Origin of the sequence: Acidithiobacillus caldus ATCC 51756, from assembly GCF_000175575.2 — a bacterium.
In the GTDB taxonomy this organism is placed as follows: domain Bacteria; phylum Pseudomonadota; class Gammaproteobacteria; order Acidithiobacillales; family Acidithiobacillaceae; genus Acidithiobacillus_A; species Acidithiobacillus_A caldus.
In genome coordinates, this window is sequence record NZ_CP005986.1 from 376,726 (window position 1) to 399,419 (window position 22,694).

At 64.8% G+C, this 22,694-nt stretch carries 23 protein-coding genes; 2 read left to right on the plus strand and 21 right to left on the minus strand.

Features of this window, described 5'->3' with window-relative positions; genetic code table 11:
- Positions 1-10 precede the first annotated feature (10 nt).
- The gene (locus ACAty_RS01865; RefSeq protein ID WP_004870422.1) at positions 11-388 is read left to right on the plus strand and encodes a hypothetical protein; all 378 of its coding nucleotides are present in this window, start codon (positions 11-13) and stop codon (positions 386-388) included.
- The gene (locus tag ACAty_RS01870) at positions 385-1,878 is read left to right on the plus strand and encodes an MFS transporter (RefSeq protein ID WP_004870423.1); all 1,494 of its coding nucleotides are present in this window, start codon (positions 385-387) and stop codon (positions 1,876-1,878) included. Before ACAty_RS01865 ends, ACAty_RS01870 begins: the two co-directional genes overlap by 4 nt.
- A gap of 18 nt (positions 1,879-1,896) precedes the next feature.
- Here ACAty_RS01870 and ACAty_RS01875 read toward each other — a convergent pair whose 3' ends face one another.
- The 21 genes from ACAty_RS01875 to ACAty_RS01975 form a co-directional block, all read right to left on the minus strand.
- On the minus strand, positions 1,897-3,258 hold the full coding sequence (locus ACAty_RS01875; RefSeq protein WP_004870424.1) for a TolC family protein: 1,362 nt from the start codon (positions 3,256-3,258) through the stop codon (positions 1,897-1,899).
- Entirely contained in the window at positions 3,255-6,392 is a 3,138-nt protein-coding gene (locus ACAty_RS01880; protein ID WP_004870425.1) for an efflux RND transporter permease subunit, read from the minus strand. The genes ACAty_RS01875 and ACAty_RS01880 overlap by 4 nt, the downstream gene beginning before the upstream one ends.
- Positions 6,389-7,480: an efflux RND transporter periplasmic adaptor subunit gene (locus ACAty_RS01885; protein ID WP_038471512.1), complete on the minus strand. Its 1,092-nt coding sequence runs from the start codon at positions 7,478-7,480 to the stop codon at positions 6,389-6,391. Before ACAty_RS01885 ends, ACAty_RS01880 begins: the two co-directional genes overlap by 4 nt.
- A gap of 70 nt (positions 7,481-7,550) precedes the next feature.
- Entirely contained in the window at positions 7,551-7,976 is a 426-nt protein-coding gene (locus ACAty_RS01890) for a hypothetical protein (protein WP_014002245.1), read from the minus strand.
- 118 nt (positions 7,977-8,094) lie between these two features.
- Positions 8,095-8,949 carry a twin-arginine translocase subunit TatC gene (gene tatC, locus ACAty_RS01895; protein WP_004870428.1) on the minus strand — a complete coding sequence of 285 codons (855 nt, stop codon included), beginning with the start codon at positions 8,947-8,949 and terminating at the stop codon, positions 8,095-8,097.
- A 103-nt stretch (positions 8,950-9,052) separates the two neighbouring features.
- On the minus strand, positions 9,053-9,418 hold the full coding sequence (tatB, locus tag ACAty_RS01900; RefSeq protein ID WP_004870429.1) for a Sec-independent protein translocase protein TatB: 366 nt from the start codon (positions 9,416-9,418) through the stop codon (positions 9,053-9,055).
- Positions 9,419-9,424: 6 nt separating this feature from the next.
- Positions 9,425-9,661, minus strand: a complete 237-nt coding sequence (gene tatA, locus ACAty_RS01905) for a Sec-independent protein translocase subunit TatA (protein WP_004870430.1) — start codon at positions 9,659-9,661, stop codon at positions 9,425-9,427.
- Between the two features lie 72 nt (positions 9,662-9,733).
- Entirely contained in the window at positions 9,734-10,423 is a 690-nt protein-coding gene (gene hisIE, locus ACAty_RS01910; RefSeq protein WP_004870431.1) for a bifunctional phosphoribosyl-AMP cyclohydrolase/phosphoribosyl-ATP diphosphatase HisIE, read from the minus strand.
- 8 nt (positions 10,424-10,431) lie between these two features.
- Entirely contained in the window at positions 10,432-11,226 is a 795-nt protein-coding gene (gene hisF, locus ACAty_RS01915) for an imidazole glycerol phosphate synthase subunit HisF (RefSeq protein WP_004870432.1), read from the minus strand.
- On the minus strand, positions 11,226-11,954 hold the full coding sequence (hisA, locus tag ACAty_RS01920; RefSeq protein ID WP_004870433.1) for a 1-(5-phosphoribosyl)-5-[(5-phosphoribosylamino)methylideneamino]imidazole-4-carboxamide isomerase: 729 nt from the start codon (positions 11,952-11,954) through the stop codon (positions 11,226-11,228). Before hisA ends, hisF begins: the two co-directional genes overlap by 1 nt.
- A gap of 60 nt (positions 11,955-12,014) precedes the next feature.
- Complete coding sequence (gene hisH, locus ACAty_RS01925; protein ID WP_004870434.1) at positions 12,015-12,695, minus strand: imidazole glycerol phosphate synthase subunit HisH; 681 nt, start codon at positions 12,693-12,695, stop codon at positions 12,015-12,017.
- The gene (hisB, locus tag ACAty_RS01930) at positions 12,692-13,288 is read right to left on the minus strand and encodes an imidazoleglycerol-phosphate dehydratase HisB (RefSeq protein WP_004870435.1); all 597 of its coding nucleotides are present in this window, start codon (positions 13,286-13,288) and stop codon (positions 12,692-12,694) included. Before hisB ends, hisH begins: the two co-directional genes overlap by 4 nt.
- Positions 13,285-14,361, minus strand: coding sequence for a histidinol-phosphate transaminase (gene hisC, locus ACAty_RS01935; protein ID WP_004870436.1), 1,077 nt, complete (start codon positions 14,359-14,361; stop codon positions 13,285-13,287). Before hisC ends, hisB begins: the two co-directional genes overlap by 4 nt.
- Before the next feature lie 3 nt (positions 14,362-14,364).
- Positions 14,365-15,660 (minus strand): histidinol dehydrogenase, encoded by a 1,296-nt coding sequence (gene hisD, locus ACAty_RS01940; protein ID WP_004870437.1) that lies wholly within the window; start codon positions 15,658-15,660, stop codon positions 14,365-14,367.
- Entirely contained in the window at positions 15,657-16,304 is a 648-nt protein-coding gene (gene hisG / locus ACAty_RS01945; RefSeq protein ID WP_004870438.1) for an ATP phosphoribosyltransferase, read from the minus strand. The genes hisD and hisG overlap by 4 nt, the downstream gene beginning before the upstream one ends.
- On the minus strand, positions 16,301-17,572 hold the full coding sequence (murA, locus tag ACAty_RS01950; protein ID WP_004870440.1) for a UDP-N-acetylglucosamine 1-carboxyvinyltransferase: 1,272 nt from the start codon (positions 17,570-17,572) through the stop codon (positions 16,301-16,303). Before murA ends, hisG begins: the two co-directional genes overlap by 4 nt.
- A 6-nt stretch (positions 17,573-17,578) precedes the next feature.
- The gene (gene grxD / locus ACAty_RS01955) at positions 17,579-17,911 is read right to left on the minus strand and encodes a Grx4 family monothiol glutaredoxin (RefSeq protein WP_004870441.1); all 333 of its coding nucleotides are present in this window, start codon (positions 17,909-17,911) and stop codon (positions 17,579-17,581) included.
- Positions 17,912-17,957: 46 nt separating this feature from the next.
- Positions 17,958-18,197, minus strand: coding sequence for a BolA family protein (locus ACAty_RS01960; RefSeq protein WP_004870443.1), 240 nt, complete (start codon positions 18,195-18,197; stop codon positions 17,958-17,960).
- 50 nt (positions 18,198-18,247) lie between these two features.
- Positions 18,248-19,111, minus strand: coding sequence for an ABC transporter permease (locus ACAty_RS01965; protein WP_081254345.1), 864 nt, complete (start codon positions 19,109-19,111; stop codon positions 18,248-18,250).
- On the minus strand, positions 19,104-20,543 hold the full coding sequence (locus tag ACAty_RS01970; protein WP_004870447.1) for a peptidylprolyl isomerase: 1,440 nt from the start codon (positions 20,541-20,543) through the stop codon (positions 19,104-19,106). Before ACAty_RS01970 ends, ACAty_RS01965 begins: the two co-directional genes overlap by 8 nt.
- Positions 20,543-22,669 (minus strand): LPS-assembly protein LptD, encoded by a 2,127-nt coding sequence (locus ACAty_RS01975; protein WP_004870449.1) that lies wholly within the window; start codon positions 22,667-22,669, stop codon positions 20,543-20,545. Before ACAty_RS01975 ends, ACAty_RS01970 begins: the two co-directional genes overlap by 1 nt.
- Between the last annotated feature and the right edge of the window lie 25 nt (positions 22,670-22,694).

Sequence of the window (22,694 nt, forward strand, 5' to 3'; positions counted from 1 at the left end):
GGAGGGATGGATGGCGAAAAAATCCGCCGCGGTCGTCTGGCTGGAAGAACCGGAGGGCCACGATTATCCCGCGGCACAGTCCTACCTGTCTTTGCTCTTCGATCCAGCACATGCGGCGCAATGGGTTGCCGACCTTGTCCGTGCGGATATGACGCGTTTTTACGCCAAGGATATCTTTCGCGCTTCCGGCGCCTCGCTGCTGGGTGTCAGCAATTCGCACGTGCAGAAGGACGTCCGCAAAATCCGCAAGGGTATTGCCCTGTCGCCCCTGCTGCTGGTGCGCGATCCGCGCGCCACGCGTCTGATCATTGCCGATGGTTATCATCGCCTGTGTGCCGTCTATCGTTTTGACGAGGATGCCATGATCCCGGCGAAGATCTGCGGATGAGTACCGTGGCCGAGACCGCAAACCACGGCACGCGACTCGCCCCGGGGATCGTGGTGCATCCGGATCACGCCAGCCTCATCCAACTTCTGGACCAGGCGCCACTGCGTCTGCCCCACTACCTTGCTTGGCTGCTGTCTTCGGGGGGGACGCTGCTGGATGGCCTGTCGGTATTCATGCTGGGCATGGCCGTCCCGCTGGTACAACGGGAAATGGCCTTCACTCCGTGGCAACTGGCCTTTCTGGGGGCGGGCCTCGTGGCGGGTGCGGTGCTGGGGGCCAGTGGTGGCGGGCGGCTGGCCGATCGCATCGGGCGCAAGGCCGTTTTCCTGCTGGATATGTTCCTGCTCGTACTGGCTGCCTTGGGGGCGGCGCTGGCCTGGACTCCCACGCTGCTGATCCTGGCCCAGACCCTGGTGGGCGTGGCCATTGGCATGGACTTTCCGGTGAGCAGCAGCTACGTGGCCGAGACCATGCCGCAACGGGCCCGCGGGCGGATGATGGTGGCTACCATCGCCAGCCAGTCCGTGGGTATGATCCTCGCGGCCTTCGTCGTGCTGAGTCTTTTGCACCTGCACGCGGCCGCCGACGTCTGGCGCCTCTTTTTCGTGGCCGAGGCGGTCCTTGCCGCGTTCTTCCTCATCGCCCGTCTGCACCTCGACGAGAGTCCACGCTGGCTCATGAGCCAGGGCCGCAATCGCGAGGCGGTCCACGCCATCATGCGCATCCTGCCGGAGGACCGTCAGATACTGGAGACCATGGCGACCCGGCTTGCCGATACCCGCCTGCACGCGGCGCGTATTCCCCGAGATGACCAGCGGCCGCCTTTTTCGGCGCTTTTTGCCAAGGCCTACCGTCGGCGTACCCTTTTGAGCGCCGTGCCCTGGTTTTTGATGGATATGGCCACCTACGGCGTGGGAATGTTTACCGCCGTGCTTCTGGCGGCCATGCACCTGGGTAGTGGTAGCGGGGATCTTGCGGCGCGCACCCGCGCGCTGACGCTGGGCAGCGGTTTCATCGATCTTTTTCTCCTGCTGGGTTTCCTGCTGGGGATCTGGGCGGTAGTGCGCTTTGGGCGGATCCGCATGCAGTTGTTGGGTTTTGGCGGCATGGCCCTGGGGATGTCCGTACTGCTTCTGGCGAGCATCCTGCCCGGTGGCCCCGGCGCCCACATGGTACTCGTCTTCATCGGTTTCATCGTTTTCAATCTCTGCATGAACATGGGCCCCAACAGCACTACCTACGTCCTGCCGGCGGAGCTTTTTCCGACTCAGCTCCGGGGGACGGGTTCGGGCTTTGCCGCGGCCGTAGCCAAGGGCGGCGCAACCCTGGGGGTTTTCCTGCTGCCCATCGTGCAGGCGCAGGTGGGAGTGTCCGGAGTGCTCGTGCTGATGATCGCCGTGAGTGTGTTGGGCCTGTCGACGACCTGGATATTCCGGGTGGAGGACGGTGAAAAAAGTCTGGAAGCCCATCAGGCTCAGGATCTGGCCTGAGCCCGACGGGGCGGGGTTTCAGGGAACCGGTGTCTCCATCGTGGTCATCTGCGCCTCTGCCGGTTCTGCCAGCGCCCAGAGTTGGTGACTGTCCAGCAACAGCTCCGCCTGTGCCGCGTCGGCCTCGAAGCGCGTCTGCACCAGGGTGCGAGCCGTCTGCAGACTTTGGCGACGTAACTGCAGCCAGTCACTCAAGGGACTCTCCCCCAGGACATAGGCCTTCTGCGCTCGCTGCGCCGCGCGCCACTGGTCTGCATAGGCGCGTTCCAGTTGCGCCACACTCTCGGCAAGTCCCTGTGACTCCCGCAGACGGGCCAGGAATTCGCCTTGCAGGAACTCCCGGGTCTCGGCCAGACGCGCCCGGGCAGCGGTGGCATCGGCCGTGCGCGCAGCGGTCTGATCCTTGCGACTGCCGCTGGGGATGGGTATGGACAACTGCACCCCGACGATGCGCTCGTTGCCGCCACGCTCCGAACCCAGGTATGCGCCGAGGGTGGGTTGTGGCCACTCCTGCGCACGGGCCTGACGCGCCAGAGCCATGGCCTGTTGCCACTGCGATTGCCGGAGGAGCAACTGGTGGTTGTGCTCGAGGTAGTCGTGCAGCAGATCCGTAGAACTGCCGCTCAGGGACTCGAGTTGGATGTGCGCCTGGGGTTGTGGCGGAAGCTCCGGAAAACGACTGTGCCAGGTGGCCAGGGAGGCCTCGGCGCGTGCCCGGTCCTGAGTGGCCATGGCCTCCTCTTGGGCTGCCTCGGCGCGGAGGCGATCCCGTTCGAGAAGACTGGCGTCACCGGCGGCCTGGCGCTTTTCCACGATCCGGACCTGGGTCTGTAGGAGGGCTACGGCGTCGCTGGAAAGCTGCGCGAGGCCTGCATCGCGTTGTACCTTGGTCAGCATCCGCAGAATCTCGCGCAGGTTCTCGTGGCGGGCATCGCCGATCTGGATTCGGCTTTGTCGTACCAGTTCCTCGCCGACGACCCCATCGGCCTGCGCCTGTCCGGGCCAGCGCAGGGGACGCTGCACGCCCAACTGCCATTCCGTATAGCGGCCCTGATCGGGGCCACTGCGAATCTCGCGGCTCTGCACCTGGCTGGAGAGGCTGAACTCGTCGCTACCGCGGCGCAGGGCAGCGGCCTGCGCCTGCGCCGCCTGCCCTGCGGCCTCGGCCGCTGCCGTGGCTGGCAAGCGTTGGAGGATGGGCTCCAGCGCCGTGGTCGTTGGCAGTCGCAGGCCGCTGGAGCTGGCCAGAGCTGCGGGTGGGGGTAAGGCGGGAGCCTCCAACTCCGGGGGGTTGGCCGCAGCGCCCGCCGAGAGGCCAGCACTGAAAAGGCCGGCACTTGCCCATACCGCCAGTTTTTGGGTGATGTGTCGTATGGTCATAGGATTGCCTCACGGTTTTGGGACTGCCCCTTGGCGCCCGAATCCGGTTTCTGCGGTGGCAGACCGAAGCGCGTGAAGAGCAGGGGCAAAAGGATCAGGGTCAAGGCGGTGGAACTCAGGAGTCCGCCTACGACCACCACCGCCAATGGTTTTTGGATCTCGGATCCGGGGCCCGTGGCAAAGAGCAAGGGGATGAGCCCCAGTGCCGTGATGCTTGCCGTCATCATCACCGGTCGCAGGCGCCGCTGGGCTCCGGTGCGCACCGCTTCCACCAGGGGTAGACCGCGTTCCAGAAGCTCGTTGAAATGGCTGACCAGTGCCACCCCGTTGAGTACGGCGATACCCAGGAGGGCGATGAAACCCACGGAAGCCGGTACCGACAGATAGAGGCCCGAGGCCCACAGGGCGATGACGCCGCCCACCAAGGCAAAGGGAATATTGATGAAAATCAATGCGGACTGGCGCAGGGATCCAAAGGTCGTCAGCAGGATCACGAAGATGAGCAGCAGGGCGATGGGGACGACCAGACCGAGGCGCGCCGCGGCCCGTTGCTGATTTTCAAACTGGCCGCCCCACTCGATATGGACCTCCGGCGGCAAGGGCACGGCCTTGGCCACGGCCCGTCGCGCATCGTCGACGAAACCCACCAGGTCGCGACCGCTGACATTGGCCTGCACCGCCGCGAAGCGGCTGCCATTCTCGTGGGCCACCTGGACCGGCCCTTGGATCGCGCGCAGGTGGGCGAGATTCTGCAGCGGGTAGCTCACGCCTTGACCGTTGTCGACACGCACGGAAGCGAAGGCTTCGGGATTACTGCGCAAGGCCTCGCCCGCGCGCAGGAGGATGGGCACGGGCCGGACCCCCTCCAGTAGCGTCCCCTGGGGTTGTCCCTCCAGAAGCGCCCGCAAGTCTCCCTCGAGCGTGCTGGCATCGAATCCCGCCCTACCCATGGCCAGTCGATCCAGTTCGACGTTGAGGTACTCCACCCCTTCAGGCCGTGCTGCCAGGACTTCCGCGGCCCCGGGCAGTCCACGCAGGGTGGCAGCCACCTTCTGCGCCAACTCCCCGAGCTGGGCGATGTCGGGTCCGTAGATCTTCACCACCAAGTCGCCACGGGAACCGGTGAGCATCTCCGCGACCCGCATCTCGATGGGCTGGGTGATGCTGTAATCGAGTCCCGGAAAGCCGTCCAGGACCCGACGCATGGCGGCGATCACGCTCTCCTTGTCGCCGCGCCATTCCTTGCTGGGCTTGAGTACGGTGAACATGTCCGTTTCGTTGAGGCCCATGGGATCGAGTCCCAGTTCGTCGGCACCGCTACGGGCGATGACCGAGCGGATCTCCGGTACGCCATCCAGGAGCGCCTTCTCTACCTGCAGGTCCAGAGCTGCGGCACTTCCCAGGGAGATGGAGGGAAGGGTCTGCAATTGCACGATGACATCGCCCTCATCCAGGGTGGGCATGAAGGTCTTGCCGATGCGGGTATAGGCGATGCCCGCTGCGAGCAGGGCGAGCACGGCCGTGGCATACACCAGGCCGCGGTGACGGAAGGCGAAGTCCAATACGCCGGTGTAGATGTGACTGAGCCGGCGCACGAGCCAGGGATCCTCCGCAGGGCCCTGCCGCAGCAGGAGCGAGGCCAGGACCGGAACCAGGGTCAGGGCGATGAGCAGGGAGGCACCCAAGGCGTAGACGATGGTCTGGGCGACCGGGCGAAACAGTTTTCCTTCCAGACCCTCCAGGGACAGCAGAGGCAGAAAGACGATGACGATGATACCTACCCCAGCCGTGACGGGTGCTGCGACTTCGCGTACGGCGTGGAGGATGCGGTCGAGGCGCTGGCCCACCGCGCGGTCCTGGTCCAGCGGGCGTCCTGGATCGTGGGCGAGGTGGTGAACGAGGTTTTCCACCACCACCACGGCGGCATCCACCAGCATGCCCAGGGCAATGGCCAGTCCGCCGAGGCTCATGAGATTGGCGCTGAGGCCAGTGACTTTCATGAGGATGAAGGTGGCCAGGGCGCTCAAGGGTATGGTCACCGCCACCACGGTGGCTGCGCGCCAGTTGCCCAGAAAGATCAGTAGTAGCACCACCACCAGCACGATGGCCTCGAGCAGCGCATGACTGACCGTGCCCACAGCGCGGTCCACCAGCTGGCTACGGTCATAGAAGGAGTGCACGGTCATGCCCTGGGGCAGTCGCGGGGCAATTTCGGCCAGCCGTGCCTTGACGCCCCGGATCACCTGGGAAGCATTGGCACCCTTCAAGGCGACGACGATGCCTTCCACGGCTTCGTGGCGTCCGTCCTGGGTGACCACTCCGTAGCGGGTGAGGGCTTCCTCCCGGACTTCGGCCAGGTCGCGGACACGCAAGGTCTGACCTGCGCGTTGGGCGACGACGGTGTTGGCAATGTCGTCGCCATTGCGAAACGCGCCCTGCACGCGCACGATACGGGTCAATTCGCCCTCCTCCACGCGCCCCGCCCCGTCGTTGCTATTGTTGCTCTGCAAGGCCTGGCGCAGCCTGTCGAGGCTAATGCCAAAGGCCGTCAGTTTGGCGGGGTCGGGCTCCACCGCAAAGGCGCGGACGTCGCCACCAAGCATGTTGACATCGGCCACTCCGGGGAGAGTGCGCAACTGTGGGCGGATGATCCACTGTAGGGCATCGCGCTTTGCGGCGAGGCTGGCATCGCCATCGACGGTGAACATGAAGACGTCGGACAGGGGGGTGGCGATGGGCGCGAGCCCCCCCTGGGTGCCGGCGGGCAGGTCACCGCGGACATTGGCCAAGGCTTCCCCCACCTGCTGGCGAGCCCAGTAGATGTCGGTCCCCTCCTGAAAATCCACGGTGATATCGGCAATGCCGTATTTCGACAGGGAGCGCACCTGAGTTTCGCGGGCAATGCCCAGCAGCTCCTGTTCCACGGGCAGGACCACGCGAGTTTCCACTTCCTCCGGGGTCATGCCGGGGGCCTTGAGGATGATCTTGACCTGCGGCGCCGAGACATCGGGAAAGGCATCGATGGGCAGGCTACGCCAGGCCACGATACCCGCCCCGAGTAGGGCAAGCAGCAGCAGTAGCGCCAAGAGACGCTGACTCAGGGCGGCACGGGTAAGGGCAAGGAGTGCGTTCACGGGTGCACCTCGCCGGCGGCGGTTTGAATGGCGATGACGCCCGCCGCTGCCACCTGCTCACCCTGACGCAGCGCGCCGGTCACCACGGCTTCGCCATTGCTCCGACCCTGGACCTCTACGGGTGCTACCCGGAAGCCCTTGGCCTGATGGACGAAGACCACGCTCTGGTTTTCCATCTGGGTGATGGCGCTGGCGGGGATCCGCCAGCTCTTGGCAGGAACCGGGAGCAGGACCATCGCGCTCACCGTCTGCCCAGCCAGAAGACTTCCTAGCCGTTCCACTTTGGCCCGCACACGCACTTCCTGACCGGGGCCAAGACTCAGGCTCTTGCTCTGGATACGGCCGACGGTCCGGCTATCCGGGATTTCGACGCGCGCGCCCACCGGGATCTCTCCCGCCTGGCCGACCGGAACCGCCATCTCCAGATAGAGGGCCGCGACATCGACGATGCGCATCAGACTCTGTCCCGGGTCCACCCGCTGGCCAGGGACCACCCCGAGCTCGGTGACCTGTCCTGCACCTTTGGCCCGCAGCACGGCCTCACCGTTGATACCGGCGCTGCCCCCCAGGGCCTGCAGGGCCAGACGCCGCTCTGCCAATACCCGGCTCGACTCGGCGGCGGACAGGCGGCTTTGTTGTAGTCGGCTCAGGGGAATGATGCCTTCCTTGAACAGCATCTCGTCGCGCTGTAGTTGGGCCGCGGCGAGTTGCTGGCGGCCCAGGGCGTCACTGGCCTCGCGCTGAAGCAGGGCTATATCGCTTCCCTGAAGGCGTAGCACCGGCTGACCCGACCTGACGCTGCTGCCGTTGTCCACGAGGACAGCCTGCACAAAGGCCGAAGTGGGGCTGCTGACCAGCCACTGATTCTGCACCGGCACCATGGCCTGCGCTGGTAGCACGAGTGTGCGGGAGCTTGCCGCCTGGACTGGCGCAAGGCGTAGGCCCAGCGCCACCTGACGATCGGGACTGAGGGGAATTTCCGTGGGTAAGGCAAGGGCGGCGTTGGTCCCAAGACTCAGGGTGCACAGGAGCACGGCAAGGGCGAGTGGGCGCACACCCGCCACTGGACGACGGTTGAAAACCTGCATGGCATTTCCTCGATGACTGGATCAAAAAGGGTCTGAACTCGGCCGAGATGGGCCGAAGGACGGTTTTTGCTCAGGGACGAGGAGGCGCCAGGGGTTGTGGTGGCAGACCGGGGGAATGTCGATGCCGTGGCCCCGGACGACGTGGCCAAAGCCGCGCGCGCGGCTTGTCCCCAGCGGGTGCCAGAAAAAGGACCAGGAGGAGAAGGAAGGGGAGCGCGATGGGGGTGTCTGGAATTTCCTGGGCGGGACGCTCCAACAGGGCGTCGATGCCGATGGTGGCACCATCGCCGGGTGTGCTGCCGTTGCTGAGTTGCTGATCCACGGGGTCGGCATCCACGGGTAGCGTTTGCCCCAGATGGAGATGCCAGTGCCAGCCGGCAACGGAGGAGCTTCCAAGATGCTCATGCAGAAAGGGGGCAAACATCAGCAGCAAGGCAAGCCACGCCCCGACACCGATTTTGAGCCACTGGTAAGCCCGCGTTCTTGGACGAGCCATGCTACGCTCCCTTTCAGACTGTTTCCAAGTCTATCTCAGGTCGCGATGGGAGTAAAGGCCAAGGTCAGGTGCTCTGGGCGTTGATGGGAAGCGACGTCACCCGGTGTCGAGGGTGGGCTCAGGGTTCCCGGTCGCTTGGTCTCTGCTCATCCCTGTGGAAGCTGGCTTCGGCGGCGTCCATGGCAGCGGCCGTGTCGGTTTCCTGCGCGCTGTCCACGCCTGCGGCATTCCCTTCTTCCGCCCAGGGACGCGGTGCGACGCGCGCAGCAAAGAAAAGTCCGATCTCAAAGAGCAGGTACATGGGGATGAGCAGCAATACCATGGACATCACATCCGGGGGGCTGAGGATGGCGGCCGCCACGGCACAGATCAAGAACGCGTAGCGACGCCCACGGCGCAGGGTATCGATCTGCAGAATCCCGACCCGTACCAGGACCACGATGAGCACCGGTATCTGAAAGGCAAGGCCAAAGGCCAGGGAAAACTTGACGATCAGGGAGAGATAATTGTCGACCTTGGGCATGGCCGTGATGTCGGTTCCCGAAAAACTCAGGAAAAAGCGAAAGGCATTGGGAAAAACGACAAAATACGCAAAAAGTACGCCGACGATGAATAAAGCAAGAGAAACGAAAATCAAGGGGAAGAACAAGCGCCGCTCGTGCACGTAGAGACCTGGTGCGACAAAGGCCCAGAATTGATACAGCACCACCGGCAAGGCCAGAACGAAGCCGGAAATCAACGACAGTTGGACATAGGTGAGAAAGACCTCCGGCAGACTCGTGTAGATGAGGTGACTACCGGCCGGTAGGAGGCGGGTGAGCGGCTGCGCCAGGATGGTATAGATCTGCTGGGCAAAAGGGTAGGAGATCAGGAAGCCAATGAAAATGGCCAAAACGGCATAGAGCACCCGACGGCGAAGTTCCAGAAGGTGGCCGACGAAGGTATTCTCGGAGGAATCCGGGATGGTGGCCATGGTGATCTTCTACCCTTCTCGGTGGTGAACGGAACTCGTGGAGTGTAGCTCAGGCCGGTGGCAGCCGAGAATGCCCGCACCTTGCGCCCACGCAAAGGTACTATCAGGAGCTTTGCTTTGCTGGGTGAGGCTTGGTTTCGCTGGGCTGCGCCTGGACGACCTGGCCGTCTTCCGCAGCCGCCCGCGTGGTGGCGTCTGTCCGTGGCTCCTCCGCCGGGGCTGCACTCTGGGTGGGATCGGCGGGAAGCAGTTCCGTATCGGCATACTCCCGCAGCTTACGGGCCTCCTGCCGCAGTTCATCCAGGAGGAGCTGTTGTTCTACCTCGGATCGCGCATGGTCGACGGTACGCCGCAGCGCCCCATACCAACGGCCTGCCTTGCGCGCGAGCTCCGGCAGACGTTCTGGACCCACCACCAGCAGGGCGATGATCGCCAGCAGCGCCAGCTCGCCAAAACTGAAGTCAAACACCCTCGCTCACCCGTGGTGGACGCTCTCGGACTCCTTGACGGGCTTGGCCTCGGCGTCGATGGTGCTGTGGCTGAGATTGGCAGGCTCCTGCGCCTTTTTCTCTTCCTCATCCTTGACGGCGGAGCGAAAGCTCTTGATGGCCGCGCCCAGGTCGCTACCCACGTTGCGCAGCTTGGCCGTCCCGAAAAGGGCGACGACGATCAAGAGGATGATGACCAAATGCCAGATACTGAAAGCGCCCATGAACCACTCTCCTTCCCCGCAGGGATATTGCGCCGATATGCCTTGGACCTTATGCCAAGGCCTTAAGTGCCGTCAAGTTTGCTTGCCCCGTGCCGCTTTCTCGGCGAGGCCCGAGACACCCTCGCGGCTGGCCAGGCGGTCGAGTACATCGTCGATGTGCAAGTTCCGTTCCTCCAGGGCGACGAGGGTGTGGAAGAGGAGATCCGCCGCCTCGTTGAGGATGGCCTCGCGCTCGCCATTCTTGGCGGCGATGACGAATTCCGTGGCCTCTTCGCCCACCTTTTTGAGGATGCGGTCCTGGCCGCCCTGGAGCAGCCTGGCGACATAGGACTGGCCGGGATCGGCCGCCCGCCGCCCATGGATGGTCTCCTGCAGACTGTCGAGAAAGCTGCCCGGAGGCGGGGTCGTCTCAGCCCAGGCCGCATCCTTTGCAGCGCGGAAAAAGCAGGTGGCTGCCCCGGTGTGGCAGGCAGGGCCCTCCTGCAGCACACGCAGAAGTACGGTGTCGCCATCGCAGTCCAGGCGCAGGTCCACGAGTTTCTGGACGTGACCGGAGCTTTCTCCCTTGCGCCAGAGTTGCTGGCGTGTGCGCGACCAGTAGACCCCGCGGCCTTCGTCAAGGCTCGCGCGCAGGGCATCGGCGTTCATCCAGGCGAGCATGAGCACCTGGCCGCTGCGCGCGTCCTGGGCGATGGCAGGCACGAGACCCTGGTCGTTCCAGTGAACGGCCGCAAGCAATGCTTCGCTGTCCTTGGCTATCATGCTAGTCCTTACGCGGGCTTGGACGGCGCAGATGCATCGTCCAGGGAATCCAGACGCATGGGCAGGCCACGGGCGGCCAGAGCGGCCTTGACCTCGTGGATGCGGAATTTGCCGAAGTGAAAGACCGAGGCGGCAAGGACAGCGTCCGCCTCACCCTCCATGAGGCCTGCGGCAAAGTCGGCGATACTGCCGACGCCACCCGAAGCGATGACCGGTACCGCTACGGCCCGACTCACCGCGCGGGTGAGTTCGATGTCAAAGCCCTGTCCCGTACCGTCCCGATCCATACTGGTGAGGAGAATTTCGCCAGCGCCGTACTCGGCCATGCGCTGCGCCCAGGCTACGGCATCCAGGCCCGTGGGACGGCGCCCGCCGTGGGTGAAGACCTCCCAGCCCTTGCGCACGCGCTTGGCATCGATGGCCACGACGATACAGGAGTTGCCAAAACGTTGGGCAGCCCGACGCACCAACTCGGGCTCGCGCACGGCGGCGCTGTTGATACTGACCTTGTCCGCACCCGCCCGCAGCAGCGTGCGCACGTCCTCGAGGCTAGCCACCCCGCCGCCGACGGTGAGGGGAATAAAGACCTGGGCAGCCACCGCCGCCACCACCTCGGCCATCGTCCCCCGCCCCTCGTGGCTCGCCGAGATGTCCAAGAAGGTCAACTCGTCGGCGCCCTCGGCATTGTAGCGGGCTGCCGTCTCCACCGGATCACCGGCATCCCGCAGTTCGGCAAAGCGCACGCCTTTGACCACGCGACCGGCATCGATATCGAGGCAGGGAATGATGCGTCGGGTGAGCATCAGTCCTCCACCTGGGCCCGGGCACTGGCATAGTCCAGACTGCCTTCGTAAATGGCGCGGCCGGTGATGGCACCGACGATGCCGTCCTCTTCGTGAGCCTTCAGGGCCAGGACCTGCTCGAGGTTGGCGATGCCCCCGGAGGCGATGACCGGTACCGGTACCGCCCGCGCGAGCGCGACGGTGGCCTCGATGTTGGGGCCACTGAGCATGCCGTCGCGGCTGATGTCGGTGTAGATGATGGCCTCGATGCCGTCGGCCGCAAAGCGCTGGGCAAGATCGATGGGGTCGTGCCGGGACAGCTTGGACCAGCCTTCGGTGGCGACCTTGCCATCGCGTGCGTCGATGCCCACGAGGATGTGGCCGGGAAAGCTGACGGCGGCGTCGGCGACGAAGCCCGGGGCCTTGACGGCCTGGGTGCCGATGATGACGTAGCGCACCCCCGCCTGGATGTAGACCTCGATCTGTTCCTCGTCGCGGATGCCACCGCCCACCTGCACCTCCAGCTCCGGGAAGGCGGCGCAGATGGCGGCGATGGCGGTGGCATTGACGGGTTCGCCCTGGACCGCACCATCGAGATCCACGACGTGCAGCCGCCGGGCTCCGGCCTCTACCCAGCGGCGCGCCGTGGCCACGGGATCATCGGAGAAGACGGTGTCGTCCTCCATGCGCCCCTGGCGCAGCCGAACGCAGTTGCCGCCCTTGAGGTCGATGGCGGGGATCAACAGCATGATGTTTCCTCCATGGTCGCTGTCTATCGATGAGACTTTGTCGGGATGCCGTGCCGGTCCTCAGCCGAAAGCAGCGGGGCAATCGCTGCCGCAGTCGCCGCTCCACTGCAGAAAGTTGCCGAGAAGGCGCAGGCCCGCCTCACCACTTTTCTCGGGGTGGCACTGCAGCGCAAAGATGTTGTCCTGCGCCAGGGCGGCACAAAAGGCAAAGCCATAGTCGCTGGAGGCCGCCAGAAGGTCGGGGTGGGCCGGTTCCACATAGAAGGAGTGGACGAAGTAATAATGGGCATCCTGGGGGATACCCGCAAAGAGCGGATGGGTGATGAGCTGGTGCAGTTCGTTCCAGCCCATGTGCGGGACCTTGAGCCGACGTCCGTCGCTCGCCACCAGCGCCTCCTCGGGAAAAGGTAGGACCCGACCCGGCAGAATGCCAAGCCCGGTGTGCTCGCCGTGCTCGGTGCTGGATTCCATCAGGAGCTGCATCCCCAGGCAGATACCGAGAAAGGGGCGACTGCTGGCCGCCACCCGGACGAACTCCAGAAGATCGCGATCCTCTAGAGCCGCCATGCAGTCGCCGAAGGCACCGACACCAGGGAAGACGATGCGGTCGCAGCGGGCGAGCTCCTCGGCCCTGCTGCTGATGGTGGCCTTGCCCCCGAGATGTTCCACGGCCTTGGCAACGGAGTGGAGATTGCCCATGCCGTAGTCGACGATACCGACGCGGGTGAAACCCATGCTCATCCGCTGAGGGTCCCCTTGGTACTGGGGACACCGCTTTGGCGCGGATCCGGGCTCACCGCCACCCGCAGAGCCCGGCCGCAGGCCTTGAAGATGGTCTCGGCGATGTGGTGGGCATTGTGTCCCCGAAGATTGTCGATGTGCAGGGTGACCTGGGCGTGGTTGACGAAGCCCTGAAAGAATTCATGGAGCAGATCGACGTCAAAGCTGCCGATGAAGGCGCGCGGGTACTCCACGGCGTAGACGAGACCCGGCCGCCCCGACAGATCCACCACCACCCGCGACAGTGCCTCGTCCAGAGGCACATAGGCGTGCCCGTAGCGCTGGATACCGGCCTTGTCGCCCACAGCCTGGGCAAAGGCCTGACCCAGGGTGATACCGATGTCTTCGACGGTGTGGTGGGCATCGATCTGGAGATCCCCGTGGGCGTGGATCTCCAGATCAAAAAGGCCGTGGCGGGCGATCTGGTGGAGCATGTGATCGAGAAAGGGTATCCCGGAGGCGAGTTCTGCCCGCCCGCTGCCATCGAGGCCGATGGCAGCACGGATCTGGGTTTCCTGAGTATTGCGCTCGACAGCAGCGCGACGGGCGGTCATAGCAAGTTCTCCAGGGCAGTGAGAAAGCGTTGGTTCTCGACGGGAGTGCCGACGCTCACCCGGAGATGGTCACCTAGGCGCGGATGTCCTGTAAAGGCCCGGATGAGCACGCCACGCTCGCGCAAGCCGGCGTGGATGGCTGCCGCCCGCCCCGGGCAATGGAAGAGCAGAAAATTGGCCCGGCTTGGCCAGACCTTGAGCCCCAGAGCCTGGAGGGCCGCCGTGAGGCGCTCCCGCTCGCGACAGATGGCGTCCGCCTGCTCCGCCAGAAGGTCCGCGTGCGTCAGGAAAAAATCCAGGCTCAACTGACTCAGGACATTGATGTTGTAGGGTAGGCGCAGTCTGTCCAGAACCTCGATCCAGGGCCTGGGGCCGGCGAGGTAGCCTAGACGCAGGCCCGCCAGACCCTCTTTGGAAAGGGTTCGCAGGAGCAGCAGGTTGGGGTAGTGTCCGAGCTGCTGGGCAAAGCTCAGGCCGCTGAAGGGATGGTAGGCTTCATCCACCACCACGAGACCGGGAGCGGCCGCGACGATGGCCTCCAACGTTGCCTCGGGCAGGCACTGACCGCTGGGGTTGTTGGGCCAGTCCAGAAACACGATGGCCGGTCGCTGGGTCGCCATCTCACGCAGAAACTGCGATAGGTCGAGCTGGAAATCATCGTCCAGGGCCACGCCCACGAAGGGCAGCCCAAAATGCTCGGCGATGATGCGGTACATCACGAAGCTCGGCTCCAGGGCGAGCACCGGTCGGCCCGTGTGGGCCACGGCCAGGATCAGGAGCTGAATGAGTTCATCGGAGCCGTTACCGAGCATGAGCGCCTGGTCCGCCGGGATGCCGCCGTGATGGGCAAGGGCGGCCAGCAAGGCCTCGGGTCGCGGCTCGGGATAGCGGTTGAGGGGAGCCTCCCGCAGCCGCGCAAGCCACGACGCACGTAAGTCCTCGGGCAGGCCGTAGGGGTTCTCCATGGCGTCCAGTTTGACCATGCCCCGGGCATCGGCGACGTGGTAGGCCTTGCCCGCCCGCAGTTCGGGTCGCAGCAGCGCTTCCTGCAGTGCGGCGATGTCGCTGTCCATGCTTCAGTGGCCGGGGATGCGGGCGGCGGCGGATCGAGCGTGGGCGGTCAGCCCCTCCGCCCGCGCCAGACGCTCTGCCAGGGCGCCCAGGGTGGCGGCACCGGCGGCGCTGGCACCGATGAGGCTGCTACGCTTGACGAAGTCGTAGACGCCCAGGGGCGAGGAAAAACGGGCGCTACCGCCCGTGGGCAGAACGTGGTTGGGACCGGCCACGTAGTCGCCCAGGGCCTCGCAACTGTGGATGCCGAGGAAGATGGCGCCGGCATTGTGGATCTTGTCCAGCAGGGCCTCGGGATCGGCCACGGCGAGCTCCAGGTGCTCCGGGGCGATACCATCGGCGATACGGCAGGCGTCGGCGGCGTCCGTCGCGAGGATCAAGGCACCGCGTTCTTGCCAGCTCTGCCGGGCGATGGGAGCGCGATCCAGCTGGCTCAGGGCGTGGTCGACGGCTGCAGCCACCGCTTCCAGGTGGGCGGCATCCCAGGCGATGAAGATGCTCTGGGCTAGTTCGTCATGCTCGGCTTGGGAGAGCAGATCCCAAGCCAGCCACTCGGCGGGCGCGCTGCCGTCGCTGATCACCAGGATCTCGCTGGGGCCGGCGATCATGTCGATGCCCACGCGCCCAAAGACCATGCGCTTGGCCGTGGCGACGTAGGTATTGCCGGGCCCGACGATCTTGTCCACGGCGGGTACGAGTTCGGTGCCGTAGGCCAGCGCCGCCACCGCCTGGGCGCCACCCAGGCGGAAGACGCGATCCACCCCCGCCACCGCGGCGGCCGCCAGCACCCAAGGATTCACCTCGCCACGCGGGGTGGGCACGGTCATGTGGATCTCGCCCACGCCGGCGACGCGGGCGGGCAAGGCGTTCATGAGCACGGAACTGGGGTAGGCGGCCTTTCCTCCCGGCACATAGATGCCGACCCGGGCCAGGGGCAGGACGCGTTGGCCAAGAAGGGTGCCGTCGGCTTCTCGGTACTGCCAGGATTCCAGTTTTTGCCGCTCATGATACCCACGGATACGATGGGCGGCTTCCTCCAGGGCTTCACGCTCCGGCGCGCTCAGGGCGGCCAGCGCCTCCTCCCAGTCACGGCGCGGGATTTCGAGTTCGGCGGCGGTCTCGAGGTGGAGGCCGTCGAAGCGCGCCGAGTATTCCAGGAGCGCCGCATCGCCGCGTTCCCGCACCGCAGCGAGGATCTCCCGCACCCGATTCTCCACCAGCGGATCCAGATTGGCGTCCCAGTCGTGCAGCTGCCGCAGGGCTTCGGTAAAGTGGGGGTCGCGGCTATTGAGGCGCTTCATGGCTGGATGCTCTCCTGCAGCTGAAGGATGAGGTCATCGATGCATCGCTGCTTGCGTTTCATGGCAGCGCGATTGACCACCAGGCGGCTCGAGATGGGCATGATCTCCTCCACCTCCACGAGTCCGTTTTCCTTAAGGGTCCGTCCGGTGGAGACGAGATCGACGATGCGGTCGGCAAGTCCCACCAGCGGCGCGAGTTCCATGCTGCCGTAGAGCTTGATGATCTCGGTCTGGACGCCACGGGACTGGAAGAACTGTCGGGTAATGCGCGGGTATTTCGTGGCGATGCGTACCCGTTCCCAGCGCGCCGGGCGATCGTGCTCGGCAAGGGCAGCAGGCTCCGCAACGGACATGCGACAGAGGCCGATACGCAGGTCCAGGGGCTCGTAGAGATCCAGGCCCTCCTGTTCCAGGAGGACGTCCTTGCCGGCAATGCCGAGGTCGGCGGCACCCCAGCTGACGTAGGTGGGGACATCGCTGGCGCGGATAATGAGAAACCGAATGTTTCCTTGGGTGCTCGGGATGATGAGCTTGCGCGAGCGTTCTGGGTCTTCCGCCAGAGCGATCCCCGCCTTGGCGAAGAGGGGCATGGCCTCTTCCAGAATGCGGCCCTTGGACAGGGCGATGGTAAGGATCTGGCTCACGCGACACTCCGACTGGCGCGCACGCGCTGGATGTCGGCGCCGAGAACACTCAGTTTTTCCTCGATGACCTCGTAGCCACGGTCCAGGTGGTAGATTCGGTCGATGAGGGTTTCGCCCTCGGCGACGAGGCCTGCCAGCACCAGACAAGCCGAGGCGCGCAGGTCTGTGGCCATGACTGGAGCGCCGTGCAGGCGTTCCACACCCCGGACCACGGCCGTTTTGCCGTCGCTGCTGATGTCGGCGCCGAGCCGTTGCAGTTCCGAAACGTGCATGAAGCGGTTCTCGAAGATGGTCTCGGTGATGACCCCACTGCCTTTGGCAATGGCGTTCATGGCCATGAACTGTGCCTGCATGTCGGTGGGGAAGGCCGGATAGGGCGCCGTGCGCACGTCCACTGCCTGCGGCCGCTGGCGCATACGGATGCGGATGCCATCACCGTCGGTCCAGATCTCCGCACCGGCCTCCCGCAGTTTGAGGAGGACGCTTTCCAGGAGCCCGGGGTCCGTACGCCGCAGGAAAACCTCACCGCCGGTCATGGCCGTCGCCACCAGGTAGGTACCGGTCTCGATACGATCGGGCAGGACGGTGTGCTCGGCGCCGTGCAGCGCCTTGACGCCCCGCACCCGGATCACCGAGGTGCCTTCACCTTGGATCTGGGCACCCATGGCGCGCAGGCAACGGGCCAGATCCACCACTTCTGGCTCGCGCGCGGCATTTTCGATGACGGTCTCACCCTCGGCCATGGTGGCGGCCATGAGGATGTTTTCCGTTGCCGTCACCGACACGAGTTCGAGGACGATGTGAGCGCCGCGCAGGCGCCCGGCGCGGGCCTTGACGAAACCGTCTTCCAGAACGATGTCCGCACCCAGGGCGGCCAGACCGCTGAGGTGCAGGTTGACGGGGCGACTGCCGATGGCGCAGCCGCCGGGCAGACTCACCTCGGCGGCCCCGTAGCGCGCGAGCAGCGGGCCCAATACCAGGATGGAGGCGCGCATGGTCTTGACGAGATCGTAGGGCGCCACCAGGGAGTGTATGGGACGGGGATCCACCTCGATGCCCAGATGGCCATCCACCATGACCCGGGCGCCCAGCGTGCTCAAGAGCTGCAAAGTGGTGGTGATATCCCGGAGGTGGGGAATGTTGTGCAGGCGCACCGGCTCCTGCGCCAGGATGGTGGCGGCAAGGCAGGGTAGCGCGGCGTTCTTGGCCCCCGAGATCCGCAATTCGCCACGCAGGGGGCCGTTGCCCCGCAGGAGCAGTTTATCCACTGGCGATCAGGCGTCCTGCTGCTTCTGCACGTTGGCCACCAGCTTCTGGAGCTCGCCCTGCTGGTAGAGGTCGGCCATGATGTCGGAGCCACCGATGAACTCGCCGCCGATGTAGAGCTGCGGTATGGTGGGCCAGTTGGAGTACTGTTTGATGCCGTCGCGGATCTGCGGGTCGGCCAGGACATCCACGGTGAAGACCTCCGTGGCGCCGGCCTGCTGCAAGAGCTGCACGGCGCGGGCCGAAAAGCCACACTGGGGCATGCGTGGGTTGCCCTTCATGTAGAGAACGATGGGGTGCTTGTGCACCTGTTCCTGGATGAGATCTTGAATACTGGCCATATGCACCTCGTTTGGGGATGGGAGACCGGGCCCGCCGGGCGCGGTCTCAGGAAGGCTTGTGGACTTCTTCGGGACTGAGCGTGCGCAACTGCAGGGCATGGATTTCGGCACGCATGCGCTCGCCCAGACACGCGTAGACCTGCTGATGGCGCTGCACCAGCGAGCGTCCAGTAAACTGTGGGGCAATGACCACCGCCTCAAAATGCGCCCCGTCGTCTCCCAGGACCCGGACGTCGGCGCCGGGCAGGCCGGATTGGATCAGTTCGCGAATGGTATCTGCGTTCATGGGCCGGATTCTACCTCAAAAAATGGACGCTGTTGATCCCCGCAGGGTATTCAGGGACGGAGCTTGTAACCGCGGTACAGCAACCACCACGCCCAGCCCCCGGCGAGGAGGAAAAAAACCAGGGCCACCGCCAGGCTCACCCAGACCGAGACGTCGGCGTCGGCGAAAAAGCCGTAACGAAAGCCATCGATGATATAGAAGAAGGGGTTGACCATGGAAAAGCTGCGCCACACACCGGGCAGGGATTGCACCGAGTAGAAGACACCGGCCAGAAAGGTCAGCGGCATGATGAGAAAATTCTGAAAACCGGCGATCTGGTCGAACTTCTCGGCCCACAGGCCAGCGATGATGCCCAGAGCACCCATGCCCCCCGCGCCGAGGATGGTAAAAATCACCACCCACAAGGGATGCAGGATCGGAATCTGCAGATACAGCAGAGCCAGGGCCAGAATCGCCAGCCCCACGGCGGCACCACGGACGATGGCGGCTGCCGTCATGGCCAGAAAGATCTCCGTGGGGCTCAGGGGCGACAGCAGCAGGAAGACGATATTGCCGGTGACCTTGGACTGGATGAGGCTCGAGGAACTGTTGGCAAAGGCGTTTTGCAGGACCGACATCATCATCAGGCCAGGGACGATGAAGGTGGTGTAATCCACTCCCGGATAGACCGTGACCCGTCCTCCCAGGGCGTGACCGAAAACGAGCAGGTACAGCAGTGTAGTCACGAGGGGTGCGGCGATGGTCTGCAGCCAGACCTTGGCAAAGCGCAATACTTCCTTGCGGAACAGGGTCAGGGTGGGGGTGAGGTGCACTCCCTGGGGTAGACCCCGGGGATCGCTGGTCCCGAGCCGCGACGGGCTGGCGCAGGGGTTGCCCCGCGTCGCCCCGGACCCGAGCGTGGGCAGCTCAGGCATCCTGACTCCGCAGGCTGGGGTCGAGGATCTCCACATAGGCACCATCGCGGATGCGGCGCTGCCACTCTTCCAGACGCTGGCGGGCGATGCGGTTGTAGAGCTGCATCCGCGCTGCGGCCAGGATCTGCTCGTCTCCCACTGGTACCTGGCGCTGCGCCTGGGCCTGGAGGATATAGATGGCGTCGCCCACCCGCACGGGACTGCTCACCGCACCGGGCTGCAGGGCCAGGAGGGTGCGCTCCAGCTCATCGGGAAGCTTGCCCGGTGCGACCCAGCCCAGCTCCCCCCCGGCGGCGGCGGTACTGGGGTCCTGACTGTAGCGGCGCGCGAGTTCCGAAAACCGCGTGCCTCCCTGCAGGGCCGTCTCGATGTCCTGGGCGCGTGCCTCGGCCTCCTGCAACTGCAGGCCGTTACTGGCGCGCAGGACGATGGCCGCGGCTTTCACCTCGGTGACCGTCGGTTCTTCGTGTTTGGTGTCCAGCACCTTGAAGATGTGGAAGCCCGTGGGGCCTGGGATCACCGGGCTGATTTCACCAGGCTTCAGGCTCATGAGGGTCTGGCTGATGGCAGGGGGGAGCTCGGCGGCCTTGACCCAGCCCAGTCGTCCGCCCTGGAGCGCGTCGCGACTGCTGCTGACCTCTGCCGCGAGGCGGCTGAAGCTCGCTCCAGCCTCGAGGCGATCGCGTATCTCCTGGGCCTGACGGCGGGCGGCGCTGATGGCGTCGGGCGTGGGATTGTCCGGCAGGGGGATGAAGATCTGCTGCAGGTCGAAGCTCACCCCCCCCAGTTCCTTGAGCTGGCGGGCGAAGGTCTTGACCTCGTCGGGGCCGATGTGGATGCGGCTCTCCACCTCTTGCTGGGTCAGGCGGTCGACGAGGATGCGATCGCGCAGATCGTCCTCGAATTGGGTCCAGGACTGGCCCTGCTGCGCCAAGGCCTGGCGCAGCTGATCGGGGGTGAGATTGTTGGCTCGGGCGATATTGCCAATGGCCTGATCCAGGGTGGCCTGATCGACCTTGATCCCGGCCCGCTTGGCAATCTGCAGCTCGACATCCTGCAAGATCATCTGCTGCAGGACCTGGCGCCGCAGGACCTCCTCCGGTGGCAGCGCATTGGGATCCTGCTGCTGCAGGCGCGCGCGAATGGCCGCTACCCTCTGCGCCAGCTGCAGGGAGGTGATGATGTCGTCGTTGACGACGGCGACCACCTTGTCCAGATCCTCGGCGTTGCTGGGCAGAGGAGCGACGCTAGGGGCGAGGTCGGAACTTTCGGAATAGACCCGATCCGACGCCGATGTAGCAGGCGCCTGCTTTACCAAGACGCTGGGTGCCAGCAAGGAATCGCGGTTGACGAAGGGGGTATCGGCAAGGCCGACGGTACAGATGCTGTTCAAGGCAACCGCAAGGGCTAAGGCAAGACGAGGGTGTGACATCAAAACTCCATGCTGGCGCCCGGCACATACTGGTTGAGCAAGCCGTTGGAGGCGTTACCCACACTGGTCAGGCCGCGCAACACAATCTCGAGATAAACGGCATTGTTGGTCTGCCCACCCAAGAGGATCTGATGATAGACCATGAGTTGGGCCGCCCAGCAGCCGCCATCATAGCCGATCCCCACCAGTTCCTCCAAGGGCTTGTGATCGGCCACATCGTACTGATAGCTCCCCAATACCCGCCACTGGCGAAACACGGGCCAGGCGGCGGATACCCCCGCCTGATTCACGTAGTTTCGGGTATAGCGGTAGTCGAGGTTGAGGACCTTGCCCGCGCCGGGCAGCCACTGCGCGCGAAAATCGGCGCGTTCGAGGCGTTCCCAGCCAGAGCGCGCCTGACCGCTGCCGAGGAGGTAGAGATTCGGCAGCGGTGAATATTCCCCTTGAAAGAAATAATCGGACTGGGGATTCTGCGGAACGATATTGCCGGCGAGATCGATCTGTTGGCGATTGAAGTAGCGAATCTGCCCCAGGGCCGCCTGCCAGATCTGGCGTCCCGCGGCATTCTGGTGACTGCCCTGGAGCCCGTAGATGATCTGATTGGCGCCATTGATGCGGTCACTGCCGCTGAAGAGGCTATTGTCGGCAAAAATGCTGTCGTAGTTGGAAAAGGGCAGGCTGGTATCGAACAGTGGGATGTCGTTCTGGGCGCGCAGGGGGATGTACAGATACTTGAAGATGGGCTGCAGGACGGTGACGCCGTCGGCGGAACCGTAGCGGACGAAATTCAGGCTGCCCTTCAGGCTCAGGGCCGGCAGGGTGCGACTGATGGCGCGACTGTAGGGCGGATTGCGCTGCACCTGATAATAGCTGTAGTAGAGGCGTGCCTTGGGATCGAGAAAGCCCCAGGCGCGGCTGAAGCGCCAGCCGAAGGTCGGAGTCAGGTCCAGACGCTCGCCGATGGGTCCGGCGGACGCGTAGAAGTAGTTGAAATTGCTGCGCCAGTCGAAGTAACCGCGATTCCCCACCCGCCAGTAGCCATTGGCGTAGAGGTAGGGCAGCTGGGAATAGGGGGCGACGCCACCTGGTGCCAGCTCTTGATAATTCTGCAGTACGGCGCCGGCGTCGATGTGGGCGTTACCGTAGTACACCCCCGCCGTCGAGGTCAGGTAAGGAGCGTTGCCGATGCCGCCCAGGAAACTGCTGCCAAAGCCCGCACTGCTGCCGAAATCGGCGAGAAAATTCCGGTAACTCACCCGGTTGATGTTGGTGGCCAGGCTGAATCCGTCGCCCAGATTCTGCTGGTGCTGCCAGGAAATGGCCCAGACCGTGTTGTGCGTGAGGCGATCGGCGGGGAGCAGGTCGAGGTTCAAGCGCCCGGAATAGCTGGGCTCGAGGTAGCGAAACTGGTTCTGCAGCATGACGCCGCGCTTGGTGAAGCCCAACACGGTCAGGGTATCGTCCAGGTTGGGAGCGATGTCGAAGTAATAGGGTATCCCAAGCGTCAGGCCATTGACGGTGGAGCTGCCGAAGGTCGGGGTCAGGAAGCCGGAGTGGCGCTTCAGGGGAAAGCTCAGATAGGGCAGCCAGAAGATCGGCAGGCCAAAGACGTTGAGGGTCGTATTGCGGGTGGTGACGTAGTCGTCGTTCTGGTTCAGGTCCAACTGGCTGGACCACAGCTGCCAGGCCGGAACCTTGCCGTCGCAGGTGGTGTAGCAGGCCTCATTCAGGCGATAGCGTCCCTTGCCCAGTTCCTCGCCCTTTTTTGCGTGGCCGTGGCCGTGCTGGGCTTCCAGCAGATATCGGGGTTGCAGGACGATGCCCTGGTTGGCCTGGACGTGGACGATGGCCTTGGGGGCGGCGGTGACGAGGCCAGGGCTGACCATGCGCACGTGCCCAGTGGCGATGATCTCGTCTTCGTCCTGGCGGTAGTGCACCTCATCGGCATACAGGCGACGGTCGCCGTAGAGGACTTCGACGTCACCACTCGCGGTCCAGTGGCCGCTGGCCACCCCCTGCACGTGATCGGCATAGAGGGTGATGGGTCCGGCTGGCGATCCCCAGGCGCCCGGGGCGAGACCCAGCAAAACCAGGAGAGACCATCGCCAGGGAGCCACCCGAGGCATTTGGGCGTGGTGCCCGTGCGCCGTG